The sequence below is a fragment of the Marinobacter litoralis genome (assembly GCF_003336705.1).
Lineage (GTDB): Bacteria > Pseudomonadota > Gammaproteobacteria > Pseudomonadales > Oleiphilaceae > Marinobacter > Marinobacter litoralis.
Genome location: NZ_QMDL01000004.1, coordinates 39,253 through 64,373 on the forward strand (window position 1 = coordinate 39,253; position 25,121 = coordinate 64,373).

Genomic DNA, 25,121 nt, shown 5'->3' on the forward strand with positions numbered 1-25,121 from the left:
TCTTTCCTTAATAAATATCTGACACCGTCACGGTGTCAGTGAATTGTCTGTTCTGAGGGCGGTTCGCCTGAATTGTGCTCATCGACCACCTCACTTTCTTTCGAGGGGATTTCAAGCTCGGTCTCGCCCTGCATATTCTTTTCAATTTCACGGCCGATTTCTTCCAAATCCCGCACTTCTGACAAAGCGGGCAACTCGTCGAGACCGGTAAGATTGAAATAATCTAGAAACTGTTTGGTGGTGGCATACATGGCCGGCCTACCCGGCACATCGCGATGCCCCACAACACGAACCCACTCTCGCTCAAGCAAGGTTCGAATGATATTGCTGCTTACCGTAACACCTCGAATTTCTTCAATCTCGCCACGAGTGATCGGTTGCCGGTAAGCAATCAACGCCAGTGTCTCCAGCAGCGCCCGAGAGTAACGCTGTGGTTTCTCTTCAAACAGCCTGCCAACCCAAGGCGCAAATTCTGCCCTGACCTGCAATCGGTAGCCGCTGGCAACTTGCTTTAGCTCAAACCCCCGGCCTTCGCAATCGGTTTCCAGCTGCACCACGGCCTGCTCCATCGCGTGCCGCGTTGGCCGTTCACTTTCGAGAAACAGATCTCGAAGTTGTTCAATCGAGAGCGGCTTGCCTGACGCCAACAACGCCGCCTCTACGATTGCCTGAATTCTGACTTTTTCGTCTTCGTTCATGGTCGTTGCTTACCCTTCAACTAACGGCTCGGGCTCTGACATGAATCGGCCCGAGCACCTCGGCTTGCACCAGCTCGATCAATTGTTCTTTCACCAATTCAAGCGTCGCCAGAAAACTCACCACAACACCGAGGCGCCCTTCTTCAACCGAAAACAAACTTTCGAACGTAACAAATCGGTCGCCCTGAAGCATCGAAAGGATATGGGACATACGTTCTCGGGTAGACAACCGCTCTTTCTCAACGTGGTGGCTAGTGAACAAATCTGCACGCTTCAGAACCCCCTGAAGCGCCAGAATCAGCTCTCGCATATCCACATCGGGATGCGGCTGGCTCGAAGGCAATTTAGGCAAAGCGGCCGAACCGATAAAGGTGTCACGCTCCACGCGCGGCATCTGATCGATGTCTTCAGCGGCCTTTTTGAAGCGCTCATATTGCTGTAACCGCCTGATAAGCTCGGCCCTGGGGTCCAGCTCGTCGTCATCGTCACTTTCCTGACGTGGCAACAGCATTCGGGACTTAATCTCGGCGAGCGTGGCGGCCATAACGAGGTATTCTGCCGCCAGCTCGAAGCGCATCGACTCAACCGCCCCGATGTACTCCATGTACTGTCGGGTGATTTCGCTGACGTCGATATCCAGAATATTCATGTTCTGGCGCCGGATCAGGTACAGCAATAAATCCAGAGGCCCTTCGAAGGCCTCAAGAAACACTGCCAAGGCATCAGGCGGTATGTAGAGATCTTTCGGAACATCGACTATAGGTTTGCCCGACACCAAGGCGAGGGGCACCTGCTCCATCTCACTGGATGAAGCGTCGACTGGCTCTTTGATCTCGTCCGTCATACCACCGTGGCCTGTCTCAATGATTAGCCGCGCCCGACTTAGCGATAACCAAGCCCCATCGCTTCCCGAACTTCTTCAAGGGTATCCCTTGCCGCATCCCTTGCGTGCTCTCGTCCTTCCTGCAGGATGGAGTACACCAAATCCGGGTTGTCTTCGTATTCTTTGGCTCTTTCGTGCAGGGGCTTCTGCTCTTCCACGATGGCTTCAATCAGAGGCGTCTTACATTCCAGGCAGCCAATGCCAGCACTGCGACAGCCGTCCTGAACCCAGGCACAGGTTGCCTCGTCAGAGTAAACTTTGTGCATTCCCCAAACCGGGCATTTCTCTGGTTCGCCCGGGTCAGTTCGGCGTACACGTTGCGGGTCGGTCTGCATGGTGCGGACTTTCTGGGCAACGCTATCCCGATCTTCTCGCAGCCCAATGTAGTTATTGTAGGACTTGGACATCTTCTGGCCGTCCAGTCCTGGCATTTTAGATTCCGGAGTTAACAACGGCTGCGGCTCCGGCAGGATCACTTTGCCGCCGCCTTCGATGTAACCGTACAGGCGCTCACGGTCACCCAGCGAAATATTCTGCTGCTCTTTCAGTAAAGCACGCGCGATTTCCAGCGCCTCGGTGCTGCCCTCTTCCTGATAACGTTTTTTCAGTGAGCGGTACAATTTGGCGTTTTTCTTACCCATTTTCACGATGGCCGCTTCAGCGAGGTCTTCAAACCCGGGCTCTCGACCATAGATGTGATTGAAGCGACGAGCGATCTCGCGGGTGATTTCCACGTGTGAAACCTGATCGGCACCGACCGGAACCTTGCCAGCGCGATACAGCAAAATATCGGCACTTTGAAGCAACGGGTAACCTAGGAAACCGTAGGTCGCGAGGTCTTTTTCACGCAACTTTTCCTGCTGGTCTTTATAGGTCGGAATTCGTTCGAGCCAGCCCAGCGGGGTAATCATGGAAAGCAGCAAATGCAGCTCTGCGTGTTCCGGAACCTGAGACTGGATGAACATCGTGGACGAGCCCGGGTTTACACCAGCGGCCAACCAATCCACAACCATGTCCCAAACACTCTGTTCAATACCGGACGGATCGTCGTATTGCGTGGTTAACGCATGCCAATCGGCAACGAAGAAGAAGCACTCGAATTCGTGCTGGAGCTTAACCCAGTTTTTCAGCACACCGTGGTAGTGGCCGAGGTGAAGCTTGCCGGTCGGACGCATGCCGGACAAAATTCTTTGCTGGGAATCGACGGAACTCAAAGCACAAACTCCTTCTTTCTATTTATAGAGCGCCTGAATGAGCGTGAGGTCACGGGGTTAGTCATCAGGCTGACCGGGCATTATAGTCTTAACACCCGCCTGCGTTAAACAAACAGGCTTAAAACAATCTCCCTCAAATGAAAAACCCCCGGCATTCTTTCGAATCCGGGGGTTTTTCACAGGTCGTAAAAAGGCTTACCAGCCAGTTACTTCCTGCAGAGCTTTGCCGATTTCAGCAAGGCTGCGCACGGTTTTAACACCGGCGTCGTTCAGAGCTGCGAATTTCTCATCCGCGGTGCCCTTACCACCTGAAATGATGGCACCTGCGTGGCCCATACGCTTGCCTGGAGGCGCAGTTACGCCGGCAATGTAGGAAACAACAGGCTTAGTGACGTTGTCTTTGATGAAGGCTGCCGCTTCTTCTTCGGCAGTACCACCGATTTCACCGATCATCACGATAGCCTCGGTCTGCGGATCTTCCTGCAGCAGCTTGAGAATGTCGATGAAGTTAGAACCCGGAATCGGGTCACCACCGATGCCTACGCAAGTAGACTGGCCGTAGCCGAAGTCTGTGGTCTGCTTGACCGCTTCGTAAGTTAGGGTGCCAGAGCGAGATACGATACCGACTTTACCAGGCTTGTGAATGTGGCCCGGCATGATGCCGATCTTGCTTTCGCCCGGTGTGATAACGCCTGGGCAGTTAGGCCCGATCATGCGAACGCCTTTACGATCAACGTATTCTTTGGCGTATAGCATATCGATGGTCGGGATACCTTCGGTGATGCACACGATCAGCTCGAGGCCGGCGTCTGCCGCTTCGATGATGGCATCTTTACAGAACGGAGCTGGTACGTAGATCACGGTAGCCTGAGCACCGGTCTGTTCTACCGCTTCACGTACGGTGTTGAATACCGGCAGACCCAGGTGAGTAGTGCCGCCCTTCCCCGGGCTTACGCCACCAACCATTTTGGTGCCGTATTCGATAGCCTGCTCAGAGTGGAAAGTACCCTGTGCGCCGGTAAAGCCCTGGCAGATAACCTTGGTGTCTTTATTAATCAGGATGCTCATTATTTACCCCCTGCGGCTTTAACGACTTGCTCTGCAGCATCAGCAAGGCTGCTAGCGGCGATGATGTTCAAGCCACTGTCAGCCAGAACTTTGGAACCCAGCTCGGCGTTGTTACCTTCAAGGCGAACAACCACGGGAACTTTAACGCCCACTTCTTTCACTGCACCGATGATGCCTTCGGCAATCATGTCGCAACGAACGATACCACCGAAGATGTTAACCAGAACGGCCTGTACAGCGTCGTCAGACAGGATGATCTTGAACGCTTCAGAAACACGCTCTTTGGTCGCACCGCCACCAACGTCCAGGAAGTTGGCCGGCTTACCGCCAGACAGCTTGATGATATCCATGGTACCCATGGCCAGGCCTGCGCCGTTAACCATGCAACCGATGTTGCCTTCAAGCGCAACGTAGTTCAGTTCCCAAGCAGCGGCTTCCGCTTCGCGGGCGTCTTCCTGAGAAGGATCGCGCATTTCCTGCAGCTTCTTCTGACGGTACAACGCGTTGCCATCGGCACCAATCTTGGCGTCCAGGCAGTGCAGATCACCGGCCGGAGTAATAACCAGCGGGTTAATTTCCATCAGTGCCAGGTCGTAGTCTTCGAACAGCTTTGCCAGCCCCATGAAGATTTTGGTGAACTGACCAATCTGCTTACCTTCAAGACCCAACTGGAATGCCAGGTCACGACCCTGGTATGGCTGAGGGCCAACCAGCGGATCGATCTCAGCGCGCAGAATCTTTTCCGGTGTCTCTTCAGCAACCGTTTCGATCTCAACACCACCTTCAGTGGACGCCATGAATACGATACGGCGAGTACCACGGTCTACAACCGCACCCAGGTAGAGTTCCTGGTCGATGTCGGTCAATGACTCAACAAGAATCTTGCTTACTGGCTGACCGTTTTCGTCGGTCTGGAAAGTGACCAGATTCTTGCCCAACCACTGCTCGGCAAACGCACGGATTTCGTCTGTGCTCTTAACCAGCTTTACACCGCCAGCCTTACCACGGCCACCAGCGTGAACCTGTGCTTTGACAACCCAGCTGTTGCCGCCAATTTTTTCGGCCGCTGCAACTGCTTCTTCTGGGGTATCACAGGCGATGCCTTGTGAGACAGGCAGGCCATATTCAGCGAATAGCTGCTTGCCCTGATATTCATGCAAATTCATAGTTAATGTCCCGCTATTTGATGGAGGATAACCACGTACGGAGAAGAACCCGCCGCTCCCCAAATTGGGAAGTCTTAAACGCGAATTCGGTTTGATGAGCAGGGGATCACCTCAGCTCACCATGTCCGCAACCAGAAATCGGTTGTTGTTATAGCGAAGGGGCGCTCTTCCGGGCGCCCCTTCGCTTCTGGTCTGCGTTACTTCTTTTTGCGACGGTTGGCGACGTGAATCGCTCCGCCCGCAACGGCCAGAGCCGCTTCATGCACAGACTCGGACAGAGTCGGGTGCGCAAAGCACGTCAAAGCCAGATCTTCAGCAGTAGAACCGAACTCCATGGCGATCACGCCCTGAGCAACGATTTCTGATGCCTGAGGCCCGACCACGTGGAAGCCAAGAATTCGATCGGTCTTCGCATCGGCAATGATCTTCACCATGCCGCCAGTAGCGTTAGCTGCCATAGCGCGACCGTTCGCTGCAAACGGGAAAGTGCCGACATTGTAGTCTTCGCCTTCGGCTTTCAGCTGCTCTTCCGTTTTACCAACCCAAGCGACTTCCGGGGCCGTGTAAATAACGTTGGGGATGCAATCGTAATTGACTTGAGGCTTATGGCCAGCGATACGCTCGGCAACCATAACACCTTCTTCAGAAGCCTTGTGCGCCAGCATTGGACCACGAACAATGTCGCCAACGGCCCATACACCCGGAGCTTCGGTTTTACACTTGTCATCGACGAAAATGAATCCGCGCTCGTCAAGGTTCACACCAGAGTCTTCTGCCAACAACCCGTCGGTATAAGGACGACGGCCAACGGCTACGATCAGCTTGTCGAACTTCGCCTCCTGTTTACCTTTGGAATCTTCGTAGCTCACGTTTACCAGCTTGCGCTTCACTTCAGCACCGGTCATACGAGCACCAGTGATGATGTTCAGGCCTTGCTTTTTGAACTGCTTCAGAGCGTCTTTGGCAATCTGCTGATCAACCACAGGCAGGAAGCTATCTTGCGCTTCGAGAATGGTGACTTCTGCGCCCAAGCGAGCCCATACGCTACCCAGCTCAAGCCCGATAACACCCGCGCCAATTACGCCCAAGCGCTTAGGAACTTCGGTGAACTCAAGCGCACCTTCGGAATCCACGATGTATTCACCGTCAAACGGTGCAGGTGGAATCTCTACCGGCTTAGAACCACTCGCCAAGATGACGTTCTCGGCTTCGTAGGTCTTGGTCTTCCCGTCTTTATCGGTAACTTCTACCTTACGACCATTAAGCAATTTGCCGTGACCGTGAATCGACGTTACGCCATTAGCCTTGAACAAGCCTGCGATGCCACCGGTCAGCTGCTTAACAATACCCGCCTTACGCTCCATCATTTTGGCGACATCGATATCGACGCTCTTAGCCAAAATACCCATGGACTCGTAATCGTGGCTGGCTTCCTCAAACTTGTGAGTCACTTCCAGCAGCGCTTTAGAAGGGATACAACCTACGTTCAAGCAGGTTCCGCCCAGAACCTGGCTTTTGCCGTCTTCGGCAGTCCAGGATTCAACACACGCCGTTTTCAGACCCAGCTGAGCAGCCTTGATAGCCGCCACGTAGCCGCCGGGGCCGGCACCAATGACAATCACATCGTACTTATCGGACATAATTTTTCCTGTTCTCAGATTCGTTGAGTATCAGCTTACACGTCCAGCAGGATACGCGCCGGGTCTTCAAGCATTTCCTTGATGGCTACCAGGAACTGAACAGCGTCTTTGCCGTCGATCATACGGTGATCGTATGACAGTGCCAGGTACATCATGGGCAGGATCTCAACCTTGCCGTTCACCGCCATTGGGCGCTCCTGGATCTTGTGCATACCCAGAATCGCTGTCTGTGGCGGGTTCAGGATCGGCGTAGAAATCAACGATCCGAAAATACCACCGTTGGTAATGGTAAAGGTACCACCGGTCATGTCTTCAATACCCAGCTTGCCGCCCTTAGCCTTGGTACCGTATTCAACGATCTTCTTCTCGATATCGGCCAGACCCAGTGCGTCAACGTCACGGATAACCGGCACAACCAGGCCACGCTCGGTAGAGACAGCAACACCGATGTCCTGGTAGCCGTGGTAAACCATGTCGTTGCCGTCGATGGATGCGTTAACAGCCGGGAAGCGCTTGAGTGCTTCGGTTGCAGCTTTGGCAAAGAACGACATGAAACCAAGCTTGATGTCGTGACGCTTAACAAAGCTCTCCTGATACTGCTTACGCAGCTCCATGATCGGTGCCATGTTCACTTCGTTGAACGTGGTCAACATAGCAGCTGTCTGCTGAGCTTCAACCAGACGCTTCGCGATGCTGGCACGCAGACGCGTCATCGGCACACGCTTTTGTGGACGCTCACCCGGTGCAACATTTACTTCCGGTGCCGCCGCAGGCTTAGCCACTGCAGAACCCGAAGATTTCTTGCTCTCGATGAAGTTCTGAACATCTTCCTTGGTGACACGACCGTCTTTACCAGTGCCTTTGACGGCTGCAGGATCAACGTCGTTTTCTTCCGCCAACTTACGCGCTGCCGGGCTCAGGATCGCGTCACCGGATTCAGTTGCATCTTCGCTCGCATCGGACTTATCTTCGTCCTTGCTGCTATCCGCCTTGCTTTCTGCCGGCTTGGACTCACCCGCCGCGCCTTCTTTAAACTTACCGATCACTTCGCCGCTTTCGCAGGTATCGCCTTCGGCTTTTACGATCTCTTCAATGACGCCATCAGCCGGCGCAACCACTTCGAGCACAACTTTGTCGGTTTCAATATCGACAATCAGCTCGTCACGTGAACAGGCTTCGCCTGGCTGCTTGTGCCAAGTCGCGACGGTGCCTTCGGCAACCGACTCAGGGAAAACTGGGGCTTTAATCTCTATTGTCATTACAATTCCTTAGCTCGGTAGCTCGTCAGATTTCGAACGCGTCGTTAACCAATTGTTTCTGCTCTTCAATGTGTACAGACATATGTCCACACGCAGGAGCAGCAGAAGGCTCACGACCGGCATACTGAAGGTAGAGTTTTGGGTTCAGACGTTGCAGTGCATTACGCATATGGTGCTGACTTGGGTACCAAGCACCCTGGTTCATTGGTTCTTCTTGACACCAAACCACAGTCTTCAGCTTAGGATACTGACCCAGAATTTCATCAAGGTCGTCAGCCGGGAACGGGTATAGCTGTTCAATACGAACCAGCGCGACATCATCACGCTCATCTGCTTTCTTCTTATCCAGCAGATCGTAATACACCTTACCGCTGCACATGATCAGGCGCGTTACCTTCTTCGGATCCGGCAGATCCTTTTCAGGCAACACGGTCTGGAATGTGCCAGACGTCAAATCGTCCAAGCTTGAAATAGCTTCTTTGTGGCGCAGCAGGCTCTTCGGCGTGATCGCAATCAACGGCTTCCGCAACGGACGCTTCACCTGGCGTCGCAGCATGTGGAATACCTGAGATGGCGTTGTCGGCACACACACCTGAATGTTGTGCTGAGCAGACAACTGAAGGAAACGCTCCAAACGGGCTGAACTGTGTTCCGGCCCCTGCCCCTCATAACCATGAGGCAGAAGGAGTGTCAGACCACACAAACGGCCCCACTTGTGCTCGCCACTGGTCAGGAATTGGTCGATAACCACCTGAGCACCGTTGGCGAAGTCACCAAACTGCGCTTCCCAAATAATCAATGCGTCTGGCTGGGTGGTTGCGTAGCCATACTCGAACGCCATAACGGCTTCTTCAGACAGCAGCGAGTCATAGATATCGAAACTCGGCTGGTCTTCCGACAACGCCTGAAGCGAGATGTGCGAAGAGCCATCTTTCTGGTTATGGAGCACGGCATGACGGTGGGAGAAAGTACCGCGTCCAACGTCTTGACCCGTCAGGCGGACCTGGTGCCCTTCGTTGAGCAGTGTCGCGTAGGACATCATCTCACCGTAGCCCCAGTTCAGAGGCAACGCGCCTGCTGTCATTTTCTCGCGGTCATTAACAATCTTGGCCACCTGTCGCTGCACGCTGAAACCTTCCGGAACCTGCGTCAATTTGGCGCCCAACTTCTTGATCGTTTTGGCCGCTACGCTGGTTTTGCACTTGGCCGTCCACTCGTGCCCCAGATAGGGAGTCCAGTCCACATACAGGTCTTTGTTAGGCTCTTTAACCAGCGACTTGACCACGTGCTCGCCATTGTCGAGCGCATCCCGGTAATCCAGCTCCATCTGTTTGACTTCATCCTCGCTGAGGATGCCGTCCTGCATCAGCTGATCGGCGTAGATGTTTCGCGTGGTTTTCAGCTTACGAATCTTTTCGTACATCAACGGCTGAGTAGCCGCAGGCTCGTCCGCTTCGTTGTGGCCGCGACGACGGTAGCAAACCAGATCGATGACGACATCACGCTTGAACTCGTTGCGGTAATCAACGGCCAGGTGGGTCGCGAACATCACCGCTTCGGGATCGTCTGCGTTAACGTGAAGAATAGGTGCCTGGACCATCTTGGCCACGTCAGTACAGTATTCCGTAGAACGGGCATCTTCCTGCCTGCTCGTGGTGAAACCAACCTGGTTGTTAATCACGATGTGAATGGTACCACCCACTCCGAAGCCCCGTGTCTGGGACATCTGGAAGGTTTCCATCACCACGCCCTGGCCCGCGAAGGCCGCATCACCGTGCATCACAATCGGCAACACTTTGGTGCCGTCTGTGTCATTACGGCGATCCTGGCGAGCTCGAACGGAGCCCACGACAACCGGAGCAACGATTTCCAGGTGCGACGGGTTAAACGCCATCGCCAAGTGAACTTCGCCACCCGGTGTCATAACGTTTGAGGAGAAGCCCTGGTGATATTTCACGTCACCCGAACCGGAATCCGCGAGCTTTTTGCCCTCGAACTCGTCGAACAATTCTTTGGGGTTCTTACCGAGCGTGTTGACCAACACGTTCAAACGGCCACGGTGCGCCATGCCCAAGACGATTTCTTTGGCACCGTACGAGCCGGCACGCTGAATCAATTCGTCAAGGCAAGGAATCAGGCTCTCACCGCCTTCAAGGCCGAAACGCTTAACACCCGGGTAACGGGAGCCCAAATACTTCTCGAGGCCTTCAGCAGCCGTCAGGCGCTCCAGAAGATGCTTGCGGGTTTCAGCCTCGTACTGAGGACGGGAACGTACCGGCTCCATGCGCTGCTGGAACCAACGCTTGATGCGCGTGTCAACCACGTGCATGTATTCAGCGCCGATACTTTGGCAATAGGTTTGACGAAGCCCGTCAACGATGTCTCTAAGCTTCATTGTCTCAGAACCGAAGCTCAGCGAGCCGGTCTGAAACTCTAAATCCAGATCGGATTCATGCAACTCATGAAACGCCGGATCAAGATCTTCTACAGGTTCACGCTGCCAGACACCCAGTGGGTCAAGCTTGGATTCCTGATGACCGCGGAAACGGTATGCGTTGATCAGCTGAAGAACACGGATCTGCTTTTTGTCAGCATCGGATGTGGCGCTGGCCGGAACGCCGCCACTGGCCAAAAAGCGCTGGTTTCGCGAGATGTGTTCAAACTGTTCACGGATCGTCGAGTGAATAACGTCACGGCCTTGATTGCCATCGACGCTCGGGAGCTTATCGAAGTAGCTCCGCCACTCTTCAGGAATAGCATTGGGATCTGTCAGGTAGGTTTCAAAAAGCTGTTCAACATAGGCTAGATTCCCACCCTGCAAGTGGGACGTCTGCCATAACTGCTCCATGATGCTTTCGTGCATTTTGAATAGCTCACCTTGGCTGGTGCGGGGGAGCGGGTATGGTCGGCCAGTGGTATTTTCCAGTCAATACGGGTTATTACGGCATGACACCGGATACCACAACCATTACGGATGATTCCGTCCCCTGTGATTTTTTGTACTCAGCGACACTGCAAGGAAACCAGAGAGCGGGAACCAGGCAGCGGAGTCAGTTTGCATCCTGGTAAGACTTTTGACTATAAGCCTTTGGTTGAAGGCCCCGCATAAGCGAGGCCTTCAGGAGTGCTAACTGGCGTCGGATAACCAGTATAGCTATTTCTTCGTGATTTGCCGGTCAGGTAGCCCTTTGCAGCAACAAATTCCGAATGTGGCCGATTGCCTTGGTCGGGTTCAGACCTTTCGGGCAAACGCTGACGCAGTTCATGATACCCCTGCAACGGAATACGCTGAACGGATCATCCAGTTCGGCCAAACGCTCAGCCTGAGCCGTGTCGCGACTGTCCGCCAAGAAGCGGTATGCCTGCAACAGACCTGATGGACCGATGAACTTGTCCGGATTCCACCAGAACGACGGACACGCAGTGGAACAGCACGCACAGAGAATACACTCGTACAAACCGTCCAGCTTTTCACGCTCCTCCGGAGACTGCAGGCGCTCAATGGCCGGTGCCGGATTGTCGTTTACCAAGTACGGCATAACCTTTTCGTACTGCTTGTAGAAAAGGCCCATGTCGACAACCAGATCACGAATAACAGGCAGGCCAGGCAAAGGGCGCAGAACCAGCTTGTTGTTCTTGACCACGTCGGAAACCGGCGTGATACAAGCCAAACCGTTCTTGCCGTTCATGTTCATGCCGTCAGAACCACACACACCTTCACGGCAGGAACGACGGTAACTCATGGAAGGATCTTTTTCCTTCACAAGGTTCAGAACGTCCAGAACCATAAGGTCTTTGCCTGCAGGAATCTCAACTTCGACATCCTGCATGTAAGGGGCGTTATCAGCTTCTGGATTGTAGCGATACAGACTTACCAACATATTCAGAATCTCCCCTTAGTAGGTCCGGACTTTCGGCTCGAAGGTCGGAACAGTCTTCGGCGCAAAGTTGACGTCACGCTTGCCCACACGCTTCTCGAGCGGGAAGTACATAGAATGCTTCAGCCAGTTCTCGTCGTCACGCTCGGTAAAGTCGTTACGGGCATGCGCTCCACGACTTTCTTTACGCTCGTTTGCGGAAATAGCCGTAGCCAGCGCAACTTCGTACAGGTTATCGAGCTCAAGAGCCTCAATGCGCGCGGTGTTGAACGCCTTACTGGTATCGGCCAGCTTAGTCTTGCGAACACGCTCACCGATTGCCTCAAGCTTCTTCAGACCTTCTTCCATGCTCTTACCGTCACGGAACACACCGAAGTACAGCTGCATGCAGTTCTGCAGGTCTTTACGAACCGCAGCTACATCTTCACCTTCCGATGCACTGTTCAGACGATCCAGACGCGCCATCGCACGCTTGATATCTTCATCGCTGGCGCTATCGACTTCGAAGCCACCACGAATCTGCTCTTCAATGTGCAGGCCAGCCGCACGACCAAAGACAACCAGGTCAAGCAGCGAGTTGCCGCCCAAACGGTTAGCACCGTGTACGGATACACAAGCCGCTTCACCGCAAGCGAACAGGCCCGGGATTGGCTGATCGTTGCCGTTTTCGTCCTGAGACAGAGCCTGGCCGCCAACGTTCGTCGGGATACCGCCCATCATGTAGTGACAGGTCGGAACAACCGGAACCGGCTCTTTTACAGGGTCAACGTGAGCAAAGGTACGAGACAGCTCACAAATACCCGGCAAACGCAGGTTCAGAGTTTCTTCACCCAGGTGATCCAGCTTCAGCAGTACGTGATCCTTCTCAGGGCCACAACCACGTCCTTCCAGAATTTCAAGAACCATGGAGCGCGCAACAACGTCACGACCCGCCAGGTCTTTCGCGTTCGGAGCATAACGCTCCATGAAACGCTCACCTTCGGAGTTGATCAGATAACCGCCCTCACCCCGGCAACCCTCTGTCACCAGAGTACCAGCACCGTAGATACCGGTTGGGTGGAACTGCCACATTTCCATGTCCTGAACCGGGAAACCGGCACGCAGGGCCATACCAATACCGTCACCGGTGTTGATCAGCGCGTTGGTTGTGGACGCATAAATACGACCAGCACCACCAGTAGCCAGAACCGTTGCCTTGGACTTGATGTAGGCAACTTCACCGGTTTCGATTTCGATAGCCACAACACCAACAACTTCGTTCTTGGCGTTCTTGACCAAATCTACGGCGTACCATTCGTTAAGGAAGCTGGTGCCACCTTTCAGGTTCGCCTGGTAAAGAGTGTGCAGAAGCGCATGACCGGTACGGTCAGCTGCGGCACAGGTACGAGCAGCCTGAGTCGGGTTATCAGGACCTTTGGACTGACCACCGAAAGGACGCTGGTAAATACGACCCTGCTCAGTACGGGAGAACGGCAGGCCCATGTGCTCAAGCTCGAATACCGCCTGAGGACCTACGGAACACATGTACTCGATTGCGTCTTGGTCGCCAATGTAATCAGAACCTTTGACGGTGTCGTACATGTGCCAGCGCCAATCATCGTTGGGGTCGGCACTTGCGATCGCACAGGTAATACCGCCCTGGGCGGAAACAGTGTGCGAACGGGTAGGAAATACTTTCGTGATACACGCGGTGTTAAGGCCCGACTCTGTCAGCTGGAGAGCGGCTCGCATACCAGCCCCACCACCACCGATAACAATCGCGTCATAAGACATGGTTTTGATGTTAGCCATCGATTAAAGCCCCCAAAGAATCTGAATGCCCCACACGACATACACAAACATCACAATGATGCAGGCTGCCTGCAGCAAAAAGCGCGGAAGTGCCGACTGGATGTAGTCTGTGGAAACAGTCCACAAACCAACCCACGCGTGCCCGGCAATAGACAGCAGCGCCAGCAGGCTAAAGATCTTGAACCAACCCTGATTGAACAGCGCAGCCCAAGCCTGGTAATCAACGTCAGTCGTGATAAAGAAACCCAACAGGAACAGGGTATAAAGCGCCAGCACGTAGGCTGTTGCACGCTGAATGATCCAATCCTGAATCCCGTTACGACCGATATTCGTTACACTGTTCATGCCCATACCCAGACTCCTGCCAGAATAATCAGAACAATGGAAACCACTAGCGTGATTTTCGCGGCAAGGCGACCGCTCTCAAGCTCTTCGCCGATACCAGCGTCCATCAGCAGGTGCTTAATACCCGCAACGAGGTGGTACAGCAGAGCAGACAGGATGCCCCAGGTAATCAGCTTTGCCAGGAAGCTGTCCAGCAGTTCATTAACGCGATTGAAGCCATCTTCTCCGGACAAGGAGAGATCCAAACCGTACATCAGGAAAGCAACACCCACAAAGATGATGATGCCGCTAATGCGATGCAGGATCGATGTAATGGCTGGCAGCGGAAAATGGAACTTGCCGAGATCGAGATTTACTGGTCGTTTGCTATTCACAGCGCTCTCACACTCTCTTTTGGTTCCGCAAAACCGAAATTCCGGCAGCGGATGGTTAGTATGTTGGGACCGGAGAATCGATACGAAACCGATAACCGATTGGTTCAGGAGGGCGGATGACAACCCGATAGCTTGCTATGCTCTAGCCTGCAGGCAGGCGCATCCCCGATTCCGGGCTACGGATTATAAGGAGACACCTCGGTAATTACAAACCTGCAACCACTCTGAAAGCCTTGTCAGCCGCACAGTAGCTTCACCCATTCAGCTTATTGACAAACAATTCAGGAAGCGCAAAGCACCGGAATCTGGCCCTTCAGAGCCTAATTTTGTCGATGTAAATCCGTGTTTTCATCACCAATAGATTGACAAAAAAAGCTGACACCCTATATTTTGCCGCCAGTTTTGCGATAATACGCGCCTTCTCGCGCATCGATAAATGCAAAGAGCTGCTAAACCTAATAGAACAGGAGAGCACCATGACCGACAGGAAAGCCACGCTCTCGGTGGGAGATAAGTCCATTGAGCTTCCGATTTATTCCGGCACCGTCGGCCCTGACGTTATTGACGTACGCGGGCTAGTCCAGGAAGGCGTTTTTACATACGATCCAGGCTTTGTTTCTACCGCAGCCTGTGAATCCGCTATCACTTATATCGATGGCGCTAACGGCGTACTGCTTCACCGGGGCTACCCGATTGACCAGCTTGCCGAAAAGTCTGATTTCCTTGAAGTGTGCTACCTCCTTCTGAATGGCGAATTGCCGAGCGAAGAAGAGAACAAGCGCTTCCACAACACCATCAAAAACCACACCATGCTGCACGACCAGATGCGCAATTTCTTCAACGGCTTCCGCCGTGACGCGCATCCGATGGCCATCATGTGTGGCGTTGTTGGAGCTTTGTCTGCGTTCTACCACGATCAAATGGATGTTGGCGATCCCAAGCAACGCGAGATCACCGGCCACCGCTTGATCGCGAAGATGCCAACCATCGCAGCCTGGTGCTACAAGTACTCTGTAGGCCAGCCGTTCATGTACCCGCGCAACGACATGTCCTACGCAGAGAACTTCCTGCAGATGATGTTCGGCACTCCGTGCGAAGAGTACAAGCCGAACCCGGTTCTCGCGAACGCGATGGACAAGATCTTCATCCTGCACGCAGATCACGAGCAAAACGCTTCTACCTCCACCGTACGCTTGGCCGGCTCCACAGGCGCCAACCCATACGCTTGTATCGCCTCTGGCATTGCAGCACTTTGGGGCCCGGCACACGGCGGCGCGAACGAAGCCGTTCTGGACATGCTGGCTGAAATCGGTGATGAATCCAACATCGAAAAGTTCATCGCGAAAGCGAAGGACAAAGACGACCCGTTCCGCCTGATGGGCTTCGGCCACCGGGTTTACAAGAACTTCGATCCACGCGCCAAGGTTATGGCTCAGACCGCTCACGAAGTACTGAGCGAGCTCGGCCTGGAAAACGATCCTCTGCTGAAGATCGCCCAGCGTCTGGAAAAAATCGCCTTGGAAGACGAATACTTCGTGAAGCGTCAGCTTTACCCGAACGTCGACTTCTATTCCGGCATCATTCTGAAGGCTATCGGTATTCCAACCTCCATGTTTACCGTTATCTTCGCAATGTCCCGCACGATTGGCTGGTTCTCACACTGGAACGAAATGGTCAGCGGCGCCAATCGCATCGGCCGTCCGCGCCAGCTGTACACCGGCTCTCCGAAGCGCGACTACCCAGCCAAGTAATTGTTTGGATAATATTGAAAAATACACAAAGGCCGCTGATTTCAGCGGCCTTTGTGTTTATAAGGAAAAAAGGAGTTCACAATGACAACAACAGCCGCATTTATTGGTTTGGGCGTTATGGGCTACCCCATGGCCGGTCATCTGGCCAAAGCCGGCATATCGGTTCAAGTATGGAATCGTTCAGCTGAAAAAGCTGAAAAGTGGGCCTCCGAATACCCAGGGAAGGCCTGCCAGACAATCTCGGAAGCCGTCCAAAATGCCGATTTCGTGATGACTTGCGTGGGCGCCGACAAAGATCTTCTGGCTGTGTACGAAGGCCCGGATGGCATTATTGAAAACGCCCCCGAATCCGCGACATTGGTTGATCACACAACCGCCTCAGCCGGCATTGCGGAGCATCTTTTCGCAGCCGCCTCAAAAGCCGGCCAAGGTTTTATCGACGCACCGGTCTCCGGGGGCCAACAAGGCGCCGAAAACGGGCAACTGACCATCATGTGCGGCGGCGATCAGGCTGCTTATGATAAAGCGGCGCCGATCATGTCCCACTATGCCCGAGCACTCAACCTAATGGGCCCCTCCGGCAGCGGCCAGAAAACCAAAATGGTTAATCAAATTGCCATTGCCGGCCTGGTCCAGGGCCTTTCGGAAGCACTGCACTTCGCCGAGCAAGCGAACCTCGACATCCTGAAGGTAGTGGAGGTGATATCGAAAGGAGCCGCCCAGTCCTGGCAGATGGAAAACCGCTCAGCCACCATGGCGGAAGGAAAATTTGATTACGGCTTTGCCGTGGACTGGATGCGAAAGGATTTGGGCATTTGCTTGCAGGAAGCCAGCAGGAACGGCGCAACCTTGCCAGTAACCGCTTTAGTGGATCAGTTTTACGGGGATGTGCAGAAGATGGGCGGGAATCGCTGGGACACGTCTTCACTGATTCAAAGGCTACGCAAGACGTAAGCTAGACCACGATAGAACACTAGCGGCCTAACCCCCAAGGGAAGCGCCCTCATATCCGGCGCCTCCCTTAGGGCTCTCTGCCAAAAGCTATTTTTTCTTTTTATCCCTCGGCACCCAACGCCCGTTCTCGTACCAGGCAGACCAGCCCGTCGCTTTGCCGTCTTTTTCCGTCATAACGTACTGCTCTTTGGTCTTCCGACTGTAACGAATAACGGTTGGATTGCCTTCCGGGTCTTTCTCCGGAGCATCCATCAAATAGTCGTGCTTCGGGTCAATTTCCTTGCGATGCGGTTTGATTTCCATGACCAAAGGCGGCCGGGTTTCCCGGTTTTTCGGGAACTTGCTTGCAGCCAGGAAGAGACCTGAGGCCCCATCACGCAGGACATAGGTATCGTCAACCTTCTGGCACTGCAACTCCGGCATCGGCACCGGATCCATCTTGGGTGGCGCAGGCTCTCCGTTCTTCAACAACTTACGTGTGTTCTTGCAGTCATCGCTCGTGCAACCAAAGTACTTACCAAAGCGCCCGGTCTTGAGCTGCATCTCGGAACCACACTTATCGCACTCAAGCGTAGGTCCGTCGTAACCCTTGATCCGGAATGTGCCCTGCTCCACTTCATAGCCGGAGCAGTCAGGATTATTACCACACACATGCAGCTTGCGGGCCTCGTCAACCAGATAACTGTCCATGGCCGTACCGCACTGACCACACCGACGCTTCATTCTCAGAAGACGGGTTTCACCTTCGCCTTCCACATCTTCGTCGGCACTGACAACCTCATCACCAGACACGAGATTGATCGTGGTCTTGCAACGCTCCTTAGGCGGCAGCGCATACCCTGAGCACCCTAGGAAGACACCTGTGCTCGCAACCCGAATCTGCATATTCCGGCCGCAGGACGGGCACGGTATGTCGGTTTCAGTTGGCGTATTGGCTCGCATCCCACCGTCCGACTGACTGGCGCTGTCGAGCTGCTTTCGGAACTTGGCGTAGAAATCGTTCAACACCTTCTTCCAGTTCACATCACCGTCGGCAATATGATCCAGCTCATCTTCCAGACGCGCGGTGAAATCATAGTCCATCAAGTTCGGGAAAGATTCCGCCAACCGTTCGGTCACAATCTCGCCCATTTTCTCGGCGTAGAAACGGCGGTTTTGCAACCGCACATAACCGCGATCCTGAATGGTGGAAATGATCGACGCATAGGTGGACGGGCGCCCAATGCCCTGCTTTTCCAACTCTTTAACCAAGCTCGCTTCGGTGTAGCGCGGCGATGGCTTGGTGAAATGCTGAGTTGGATCCAGTTTTTTCAGATCGAGAGGCTCATCAACCTTGATGTCAGGCAACGCCACATCATCATCTTTCTTGGAGGATTGAGGTGCCGCCTTCAAAAAACCTTCAAACTTAACAATACGCCCACGGGTACGAAGCTCGTAATCGCCATTAGCCACCAGAATGGAGGTACTCAGGAATTCTGCATCAGCCATTTGACAGGCAATGAACTGACGCCAGATCAAGTCGTAGAGCTTTTCAGCGTCTTTCTCAAGGCCCGAAATATCGGAAGGCCTACGAGTCACCTCAGAAGGGCGAATGGCCTCGTGCGCCTCCTGAGCGCCCTCTTTGCTGCCATACAGGCGCGGGGCGTCCGGCAAATAACGGTCGCCGAACTGTTTTTGCACAAATTCCCGGCAACTCTCTACCGCATCCTTACTGAGATTGGTGGAGTCTGTACGCATGTAGGTGATGTAACCCGCCTCGTACAAACGCTGCGCCAACATCATCGTCTTCTTAACGCTGAAGCCCATCCGGTTACTGGCCGCTTGCTGCAGCGTCGAGGTAATGAACGGCGCTGACGGCTTAGATCGAGTCGGCTTATCTTCCCGTTTGGCAACCTTGAAGCCACCCTCTTTGAGGCGCGCCACATGTTCGTTGCTCTGAGCTTCGTTAACCGGGCGATAAGGCTTGCCAGCGTAACGGGTAACTTCAAATCTTACCGATTGCTTTGCTTCTTCCGGATTCAAATCTGCGTGCAACTGCCAAAACTCTTCCGGAACAAACTTACGTATTTCGCGTTCACGCTCGACAATCAGGCGAACCGCAACAGACTGAACACGACCCGCCGATAAACCGCGGGCAATTTTGCTCCAAAGAAGCGGCGAAACCATATAACCGACTACCCGGTCCAGAAAACGGCGGGCCTGCTGCGCGTTTACACGGTCGGTATCGAGATTACCCGGATCTTCAAATGCTTCCTGAATGGCACGCTTGGTGATTTCGTTAAACACGACCCGCCGATATTTTTCGGGCTCACCACCGATGGTTTCCTGGAGATGCCAGGCAATGGCCTCCCCCTCTCTATCCAAATCCGTCGCGAGATAAATGTGGTCTGCACTCTTCGCCAGACGTTTCAGCTCGCTCACCACCTTCTCTTTGCCCGGCAGGACTTCGTATCGCGCACTCCAGTCGCGATCAGGATCGACACCCATGCGTGCAACCAACTGCTCCCTGGCTTTACGCTTCTTGTGCTCGACCTTTTCCTCGGGACTCAACTTACGTGTAGCAGCCGCCTGCTTAGCCCGCTCTTTCGGGTCAGACTGACTACCACTACCACTGACTGGCAGGTCACGAATGTGGCCGACGCTCGACTTAACAATGAAGTCCGAGCCCAGATACTTGTTGATGGTCTTCGCTTTCGCTGGAGACTCGACAATAACGAGACTTTTACCCATATCGGAGATCTATATCCTTGGCGGCGAATCGGTTAATAACTGAACAAACCGCAAACTCGCATAAAAATCAGGCAACTGGAAACGTAAGGGTTGCCATTATGTATAGGCACACTGTTTTACAGGGTCAAGAATGCCAAGACAACCCATTCTTTGACTTGAAACAGTCTTTTTCTGATTTCTGGCACCAAAAAAGTGCACCACAAACAGGAAGGCCCGGCATAAGCCGGGCCTCCTTAATAAGCGCTACTGATCGTGATTACTCGATCAGAGACGCTCCCAGACCGTCGCGATGCCCTGGCCCAAACCGATACACATGGTGGATACACCAAGCTTACCGCCTTTGGCCTGCATAACGTTCAGCAGGGTGGTAGAGATACGGGCACCAGAGCAGCCCAGCGGATGCCCAAGAGCAATCGCGCCACCGTTCAGGTTAACCTTCTCTTCCATTACACCCAGAAGCTTCAGGTCTTTCAGTACTGGCAGAGACTGACCAGCAAACGCTTCGTTCAGCTCCCAGAAGTCGATATCTTCAACTTTCAGGCCTGCACGCTTCAGCGCCTTCTTGGTAGCCGGAACCGGGCCGTAACCCATGATCGCGGGATCACAACCGGCTACTGCCATGCTGCGGATCTTGGCGATCGGTTTCAGACCAAGCGCTTCAGCACGCTCTGCGGACATCAGCACCATGGCAGCGGCACCGTCAGTCAGCTGTGAAGAAGTACCTGCAGTCACGGTACCGTTCTTCGGATCAAAAGCCGGCTTCAGCTGGCCCAAAGATTCCGCAGTGGTTTCCGGACGAATAGTTTCGTCTTCTTCGATCAGCTTAACAAAGCCGTTTTCATCGTGACCTTGAACAGGAACGATTTCGTTCTTGAAGCGGCCCTCAAGCGTGGCTTCGTGAGCCAAGCGGTGAGAACGCGCACCGAATTCGTCCTGCTGCTCACGGGTAATACCGTGCATCTTGGCCAGCATTTCTGCAGTCAGGCCCATCATGTTGGACGCTTTAGCAGAATACTTGGATGCAGCCGGGTTGTGGTCGAAGCCAGCAGTCATAGGTACGTGACCCATGTGCTCAACACCACCAACCATGAATACATCACCGTTACCGGTCATGATGGCCTGGGCCGCAGTGTGGATGGCGCTCATAGCGGAGCCACACAGACGGTTTACAGTTTGTGCTGCAGACTCGTGCGGGATACGGGTCAGCAGAGAAATCTGCCGAGCCACGTTAAAGCCCTGCTCTTTTGTCTGGTTTACACAACCCCAGATTACATCTTCAACTTCTTTCGGGTCGAGCTTCGGGTTGCGCTCGAACAGTGCGTCGATCAGCGTAGCCGACAGGGTTTCCGCACGTACGTTACGGAAGCAACCGTTTTTGGCACGACCCATCGGAGTCCGTACGCAATCGACGACGACAACGTCTCTCGGATTAAGGCTCATTGATCTTTCTCCGTTCGGAAATCTCTTTCAGGGTTAGCCAAAGAATTTTTCGCCAGTCTTGGCCATTTCACGCAGCTTCTCGGTCGGATGGTACAAAGGACCCAGATCTGCAAACTTGTCTGCCAGTTCAACGAACTTGTCTACACCCATATCATCGATGTAGCGCAGCGCACCACCACGGAACGGCGGGAAGCCGATGCCGAAGATGAGGCCCATATCCGCATCGGCCGGATCTTCTACGATGCCATCTTCCAGGCAACGTACAGTTTCCAGACACAGAGGGATCATCATACGAGCAATGATGTCTTCGTCGCTGAAGTCGCTTTTGGCTTGTACTACTGGCTCAAGCAGCTTGTAGGTTTCTTCGTCTACAACCTTCTTCTGCTTGCCCTTGCGGTCCAGCTCGTACTTGTAGAAACCAACATCGTTCTTCTGACCGTAACGGTTGTTTTCAAACATTACGTCAATAGCAGTGGTTTCAGCGTGCTTCATGCGATCCGGGAAGCCTTCAGCCATGACTTCACCAGCGTGCTTGCCAGTGTCCATGCCTACAACGTCCAGCAGGTACGCAGGGCCCATCGGCCAACCAAACTTTTCCATAACCTTGTCGACTTTCTGGAAGTCGGCACCGTCACGGACCAGACCTACAAAGCCACCAAAGTATGGGAACAATACACGGTTAACCAGGAAGCCCGGGCAATCGTTAACAACGATCGGAGTCTTGCCCATGGCCTTGGCGTAAGCAACAGTGGTCGCGATAGCGCGGTCACTGGTCTTCTCGCCACGGATAACCTCAACCAGCGGCATCATGTGTACCGGGTTGAAGAAGTGCATGCCACAGAAGTTTTCCGGACGCTTCAGGTTTTTAGCCAGAAGGTTGATGGAAATTGTGGAGGTGTTAGACGTCAGGATAGCGTCTTCACGAACCGCTTCTTCGGTTTCACGCAGTACCGCATCCTTAACTTTCGCATTCTCAACAACAGCTTCAACAACCAGATCTACGTTCTTGAAATCACCGTAGTTTAGGGTCGGAGTGATGCTGTTCAGAACGTCGGCCATCTTGCCTGCATCCATACGGCCTTTATCAACACGCTTGGACAGAAGCTTCTTGGCTTCTTTCAGACCCAGCGCGATGCCGTCCTGGTTGATGTCCTTCATGATGATCGGCGTGCCTTTCAGTGCGGACTGGTAAGCAACACCACCACCCATGATACCGGCACCCAATACAGCGGCCAGCTTCACATCAGAGGCTTCTTTTTCCCACGCGCTGGCTTTCTTCTTCAGCGCCTGATCGTTCAGGAACAGACCTACCAGACAAGCGGCAACGTTCGTCTTGGCCATCTTGGCGAAGCCTTTCGCTTCAACCTCAAGAGCCTTGTCACGAGTCATGCCCGCATGCTTCTGCATCGTCTTGATCGCTTCAACCGGTGCCGGGTAGTTCTTGCCCGCTTTACCTGCTACAAACGCCTTGGAGATCTCGAACGCCATCATGCTTTCCATGGCGTTCAGCTTGATCTTGCCTTTCTTCTCTTCGCGACGAGCCAGGTTGTCCAGCTTGCCTTCGTTGCACTGATTGATAATGGCAACGGCAGCGGCAACCAACTGGTCAGGGGCTACAACAGCGTCTACAGCGCCAACTTTCAGAGCGGCATCAGCACGATTCTCAGCACCGCCGGCAATCCACTCAACTGCGTTGTCTACACCCACAAGACGAGACAAACGCACAGTGCCACCAAAGCCCGGGAAGATACCCAGCTTGGTTTCCGGCAGCCCTACCTTGGCCTTGGGAGCCATAACTCGGTAGTCCGTAGCCAGACACATTTCGAAACCGCCGCCCAGTGCGATACCGTTGATAGCGGTAACGGTCGGGAACGGCAGGTCTTCAACTGCGTTGAATACTTCGTTCGCCTTCAGGTTGTTGGCAACTAGCTCTTCCTCAGAACCCGCAAACAACTCGGTAAACTCGGTGATGTCTGCACCAACGATGAAGCTGTCTTTAGAGCTGGTTACTACCAGACCCTTCAGGTTCTTCTGGGATTTGAGTGCTTCAGCTGCGGCGCCTAGCTCTTCGATGGTGAGACGGTTGAACTTATTGACTGACTCGCCTTGCAAGTCAAAGTCCAACTGAGCGATCCCACCGTCGATCTCTTTAACCGTGATGGCTTTACCTTCGTAAATCATCAACTGATCTCCAGTCTGTGTTTGGAACTGCTGACAACCAGCGTACGCTATGCGTCTAACCGGCTGTTTGTGCAGCGAGATTTCGGTCACTGCCCGATCTTTCCGATCCAAAAATTCATACACTTGTTTGAATCGTGAGGGGACACGATGAAAAAAAATGGAGCGTTTGTCAATTTGTTTCTTTCGGAAGCCTCCACAAACTCACCGGAGAGCGGAGCGGAACTAGCTCACGGAACCCTCCGTAAACGCCGGAAACTTCTTGATAAGCCGACGGAGTTACTTTAACTTCGCTGAACGATAATAGTCCAAAATAATAAAACCGCATTACGGAGACTTATTCCGATGACCGGCATTCGCACGCGCTTTACATCAGTTATCTCGGCTTTCCTTTTTCTCACATTGGCAACGTTCGGAGCTCGAGCCCAGGAAACGGGCGGCGAATTTCTGGCCGACCTTCATGATTTTCGTATCAATAACTACTTCGCTGTGGATGCTTTCTACAGTTTCAGCGCAACCGGCGATACTGAAACCCTGAATCGAATTGTTGTTGCCATCAACAAAGCAAATGACGCAATGAATTCGGTGATTGCCAGCACCAGCGGCGTACTCTCCGCTGATCAAATCGAGGGACTTAACCAGTCCTTTGATAAATACAAAGATCTCATGCGCAGCAACATCAACGAAGTTCGCGACCGAGGCTATCCCGACCTCCGTTTGATGGCAGATCTGGCCGACACCGCGTCGACAATGAACGCAACGGCAACCGAACTGTACAGTGTCGCCCAACAGAATAGCGGCGCAAAGGCAGATGACCGTGTCGAATCCGCCCGATCAGCATCCGTGCTTATGGCGCAGATGATGGCCCGTTACGCCGCTCGTACGCACTCGTCGGTATCACAAACGTTCCAAGGTGCCACCACCGAAATCCCGCTGGACGAACAGGCCGAAGCCTTTGATCAATACCTGAAAAATGTGAACTCCGGCTCGCCAACTGGCGAACTGAAAGAAATTCTGAGCGACGTTTCTTCAAAATGGCAGTTTATTCGCAGCTCTTACGTCAACTACAACGACAACAACGTGTCGTTTATTATCGACCGCTACTCGAAAGGCATCATCGCCGGCCTGACCTCAGCCATTGAGCTGATGAACAGCAGCAGCTGATCCAGCTTTCGTCAGGGCCGTTTCATTTAACTGCCCTGACCCACCCCCTTCCATACAGTGACCAACGGTACTATGCTTGATTCATGCCTTATCAATCACAAAGGAGTGAGCGCATGCCGACGTACAAACGAATGCTGGTAGCGATCGACTTGACGGAAGAGGCCCCGCAAGTGCTGGACAAAGCGAAAGCGATTTGTGAAGCCCACGGCGCAAAGCTGATCCTTGCACACGTAGTAGAGCCGGTTGGCTATGCTTATGGCGGCGATATACCTATGGATCTCTCGGAACTACAGGACCAGCTAGATAAGGCTGCAAGAGAGCAACTCGGGAAATACGGCGAGCAGTATGGCATTCGTAAAGAAGACCAGATTGTGACGGTTGGCCGGCCAGAGTCTGAGATACACCGGTTGGTAGCCGAACACGATATAGACCTGACGATAGTCGGAAGCCATGGCCGCAAAGGTATTCAGCTACTGCTAGGCTCCACAGCCAACGGTGTTTTGCACGGTACAGAGTGCGATGTCATGGCGATCAGAATACACTGAGCCCGATCAAAACGGGGGCAACTTTATGCCCCCCCCCTTAGAT

General features: G+C 53.5%; 19 protein-coding genes. 4 read left to right on the plus strand and 15 right to left on the minus strand.

The annotated features are described in order from the left end of the window. Positions 1 to 35 precede the first annotated feature (35 nt). The 12 genes from scpB to sdhC all read right to left on the minus strand — a co-directional run bounded on the left by scpB (position 36) and on the right by sdhC (position 14,316). Positions 36 to 698, minus strand: a complete 663-nt coding sequence (gene scpB, locus DOQ08_RS13690; RefSeq protein WP_114335556.1) for an SMC-Scp complex subunit ScpB — start codon at positions 696 to 698, stop codon at positions 36 to 38. 16 nt (positions 699 to 714) lie between these two features. Continuing rightward, positions 715 to 1,542 (minus strand): segregation and condensation protein A, encoded by an 828-nt coding sequence (locus DOQ08_RS13695; protein WP_114335557.1) that lies wholly within the window; start codon positions 1,540 to 1,542, stop codon positions 715 to 717. A 38-nt stretch (positions 1,543 to 1,580) separates the two neighbouring features. Next, positions 1,581 to 2,795, minus strand: coding sequence for a tryptophan--tRNA ligase (locus DOQ08_RS13700; protein ID WP_206074873.1), 1,215 nt, complete (start codon positions 2,793 to 2,795; stop codon positions 1,581 to 1,583). A gap of 195 nt (positions 2,796 to 2,990) precedes the next feature. Continuing rightward, positions 2,991 to 3,863 carry a succinate--CoA ligase subunit alpha gene (sucD, locus tag DOQ08_RS13705; protein WP_114335558.1) on the minus strand — a complete coding sequence of 291 codons (873 nt, stop codon included), beginning with the start codon at positions 3,861 to 3,863 and terminating at the stop codon, positions 2,991 to 2,993. Further along, positions 3,863 to 5,029, minus strand: coding sequence for an ADP-forming succinate--CoA ligase subunit beta (sucC, locus tag DOQ08_RS13710; RefSeq protein ID WP_114335559.1), 1,167 nt, complete (start codon positions 5,027 to 5,029; stop codon positions 3,863 to 3,865). Before sucC ends, sucD begins: the two co-directional genes overlap by 1 nt. A gap of 197 nt (positions 5,030 to 5,226) precedes the next feature. Further along, positions 5,227 to 6,669, minus strand: coding sequence for a dihydrolipoyl dehydrogenase (gene lpdA, locus DOQ08_RS13715; protein WP_114335560.1), 1,443 nt, complete (start codon positions 6,667 to 6,669; stop codon positions 5,227 to 5,229). Between the two features lie 35 nt (positions 6,670 to 6,704). Continuing rightward, on the minus strand, positions 6,705 to 7,928 hold the full coding sequence (odhB, locus tag DOQ08_RS13720) for a 2-oxoglutarate dehydrogenase complex dihydrolipoyllysine-residue succinyltransferase (protein ID WP_114335561.1): 1,224 nt from the start codon (positions 7,926 to 7,928) through the stop codon (positions 6,705 to 6,707). 25 nt (positions 7,929 to 7,953) lie between these two features. Beyond that, positions 7,954 to 10,791, minus strand: a complete 2,838-nt coding sequence (locus DOQ08_RS13725) for a 2-oxoglutarate dehydrogenase E1 component (protein ID WP_114335562.1) — start codon at positions 10,789 to 10,791, stop codon at positions 7,954 to 7,956. Positions 10,792 to 11,104: 313 nt separating this feature from the next. Further along, positions 11,105 to 11,809, minus strand: a complete 705-nt coding sequence (locus DOQ08_RS13730) for a succinate dehydrogenase iron-sulfur subunit (protein ID WP_114335563.1) — start codon at positions 11,807 to 11,809, stop codon at positions 11,105 to 11,107. A 15-nt stretch (positions 11,810 to 11,824) separates the two neighbouring features. After that, positions 11,825 to 13,597 carry a succinate dehydrogenase flavoprotein subunit gene (sdhA, locus tag DOQ08_RS13735; RefSeq protein WP_114335564.1) on the minus strand — a complete coding sequence of 591 codons (1,773 nt, stop codon included), beginning with the start codon at positions 13,595 to 13,597 and terminating at the stop codon, positions 11,825 to 11,827. A 3-nt stretch (positions 13,598 to 13,600) separates the two neighbouring features. Then, positions 13,601 to 13,942, minus strand: a complete 342-nt coding sequence (gene sdhD, locus DOQ08_RS13740) for a succinate dehydrogenase, hydrophobic membrane anchor protein (protein ID WP_114335755.1) — start codon at positions 13,940 to 13,942, stop codon at positions 13,601 to 13,603. Further along, positions 13,939 to 14,316, minus strand: coding sequence for a succinate dehydrogenase, cytochrome b556 subunit (gene sdhC / locus DOQ08_RS13745; RefSeq protein ID WP_114335565.1), 378 nt, complete (start codon positions 14,314 to 14,316; stop codon positions 13,939 to 13,941). The genes sdhD and sdhC overlap by 4 nt, the downstream gene beginning before the upstream one ends. Before the next feature lie 476 nt (positions 14,317 to 14,792). On the opposite strand from sdhC, the gene gltA reads away from it, so the two are divergent. Continuing rightward, entirely contained in the window at positions 14,793 to 16,067 is a 1,275-nt protein-coding gene (gene gltA / locus DOQ08_RS13750) for a citrate synthase (protein ID WP_114335566.1), read from the plus strand. An 81-nt stretch (positions 16,068 to 16,148) separates the two neighbouring features. After that, positions 16,149 to 17,021: an NAD(P)-dependent oxidoreductase gene (locus DOQ08_RS13755; protein WP_114335567.1), complete on the plus strand. Its 873-nt coding sequence runs from the start codon at positions 16,149 to 16,151 to the stop codon at positions 17,019 to 17,021. Between the two features lie 87 nt (positions 17,022 to 17,108). Here the strand turns inward: DOQ08_RS13755 and topA are convergent, their stop codons facing one another. The 3 genes from topA to fadB form a co-directional block, all read right to left on the minus strand. Then, entirely contained in the window at positions 17,109 to 19,751 is a 2,643-nt protein-coding gene (gene topA, locus DOQ08_RS13760) for a type I DNA topoisomerase (protein WP_114335568.1), read from the minus strand. Between the two features lie 264 nt (positions 19,752 to 20,015). After that, on the minus strand, positions 20,016 to 21,191 hold the full coding sequence (fadA, locus tag DOQ08_RS13765) for an acetyl-CoA C-acyltransferase FadA (RefSeq protein ID WP_114335569.1): 1,176 nt from the start codon (positions 21,189 to 21,191) through the stop codon (positions 20,016 to 20,018). Between the two features lie 33 nt (positions 21,192 to 21,224). Further along, positions 21,225 to 23,372, minus strand: coding sequence for a fatty acid oxidation complex subunit alpha FadB (fadB, locus tag DOQ08_RS13770; protein WP_114335570.1), 2,148 nt, complete (start codon positions 23,370 to 23,372; stop codon positions 21,225 to 21,227). Between the two features lie 342 nt (positions 23,373 to 23,714). Here fadB and DOQ08_RS13775 point away from each other — a divergent pair, with 342 nt between their 5' ends. Both DOQ08_RS13775 and DOQ08_RS13780 read left to right on the plus strand, forming a co-directional pair. Further along, on the plus strand, positions 23,715 to 24,533 hold the full coding sequence (locus tag DOQ08_RS13775; RefSeq protein WP_114335571.1) for an SNARE domain-containing protein: 819 nt from the start codon (positions 23,715 to 23,717) through the stop codon (positions 24,531 to 24,533). 113 nt (positions 24,534 to 24,646) lie between these two features. Further along, on the plus strand, positions 24,647 to 25,078 hold the full coding sequence (locus DOQ08_RS13780) for a universal stress protein (RefSeq protein WP_114335572.1): 432 nt from the start codon (positions 24,647 to 24,649) through the stop codon (positions 25,076 to 25,078). The last annotated feature ends 43 nt before the right edge of the window (positions 25,079 to 25,121 follow it).

Coding starts and splice junctions, on each gene's coding strand:
- scpB (WP_114335556.1), bottom strand. CDS start 698: ATGAACGAAGACGAAAAAGTCAGAATTCAGGCAATCGTAGAGGCGGCG.
- DOQ08_RS13695 (WP_114335557.1), bottom strand. CDS start 1,542: ATGACGGACGAGATCAAAGAGCCAGTCGACGCTTCATCCAGTGAGATG.
- sucD (WP_114335558.1), bottom strand. CDS start 3,863: ATGAGCATCCTGATTAATAAAGACACCAAGGTTATCTGCCAGGGCTTT.
- sucC (WP_114335559.1), bottom strand. CDS start 5,029: ATGAATTTGCATGAATATCAGGGCAAGCAGCTATTCGCTGAATATGGC.
- lpdA (WP_114335560.1), bottom strand. CDS start 6,669: ATGTCCGATAAGTACGATGTGATTGTCATTGGTGCCGGCCCCGGCGGC.
- odhB (WP_114335561.1), bottom strand. CDS start 7,928: ATGACAATAGAGATTAAAGCCCCAGTTTTCCCTGAGTCGGTTGCCGAA.
- DOQ08_RS13725 (WP_114335562.1), bottom strand. CDS start 10,791: ATGCACGAAAGCATCATGGAGCAGTTATGGCAGACGTCCCACTTGCAG.
- DOQ08_RS13730 (WP_114335563.1), bottom strand. CDS start 11,809: ATGTTGGTAAGTCTGTATCGCTACAATCCAGAAGCTGATAACGCCCCT.
- sdhA (WP_114335564.1), bottom strand. CDS start 13,597: ATGGCTAACATCAAAACCATGTCTTATGACGCGATTGTTATCGGTGGT.
- sdhD (WP_114335755.1), bottom strand. CDS start 13,942: ATGAACAGTGTAACGAATATCGGTCGTAACGGGATTCAGGATTGGATC.
- gltA (WP_114335566.1), top strand. CDS start 14,793: ATGACCGACAGGAAAGCCACGCTCTCGGTGGGAGATAAGTCCATTGAG.
- DOQ08_RS13755 (WP_114335567.1), top strand. CDS start 16,149: ATGACAACAACAGCCGCATTTATTGGTTTGGGCGTTATGGGCTACCCC.
- topA (WP_114335568.1), bottom strand. CDS start 19,751: ATGGGTAAAAGTCTCGTTATTGTCGAGTCTCCAGCGAAAGCGAAGACC.
- fadA (WP_114335569.1), bottom strand. CDS start 21,191: ATGAGCCTTAATCCGAGAGACGTTGTCGTCGTCGATTGCGTACGGACT.
- fadB (WP_114335570.1), bottom strand. CDS start 23,372: ATGATTTACGAAGGTAAAGCCATCACGGTTAAAGAGATCGACGGTGGG.
- DOQ08_RS13775 (WP_114335571.1), top strand. CDS start 23,715: ATGACCGGCATTCGCACGCGCTTTACATCAGTTATCTCGGCTTTCCTT.
- DOQ08_RS13780 (WP_114335572.1), top strand. CDS start 24,647: ATGCCGACGTACAAACGAATGCTGGTAGCGATCGACTTGACGGAAGAG.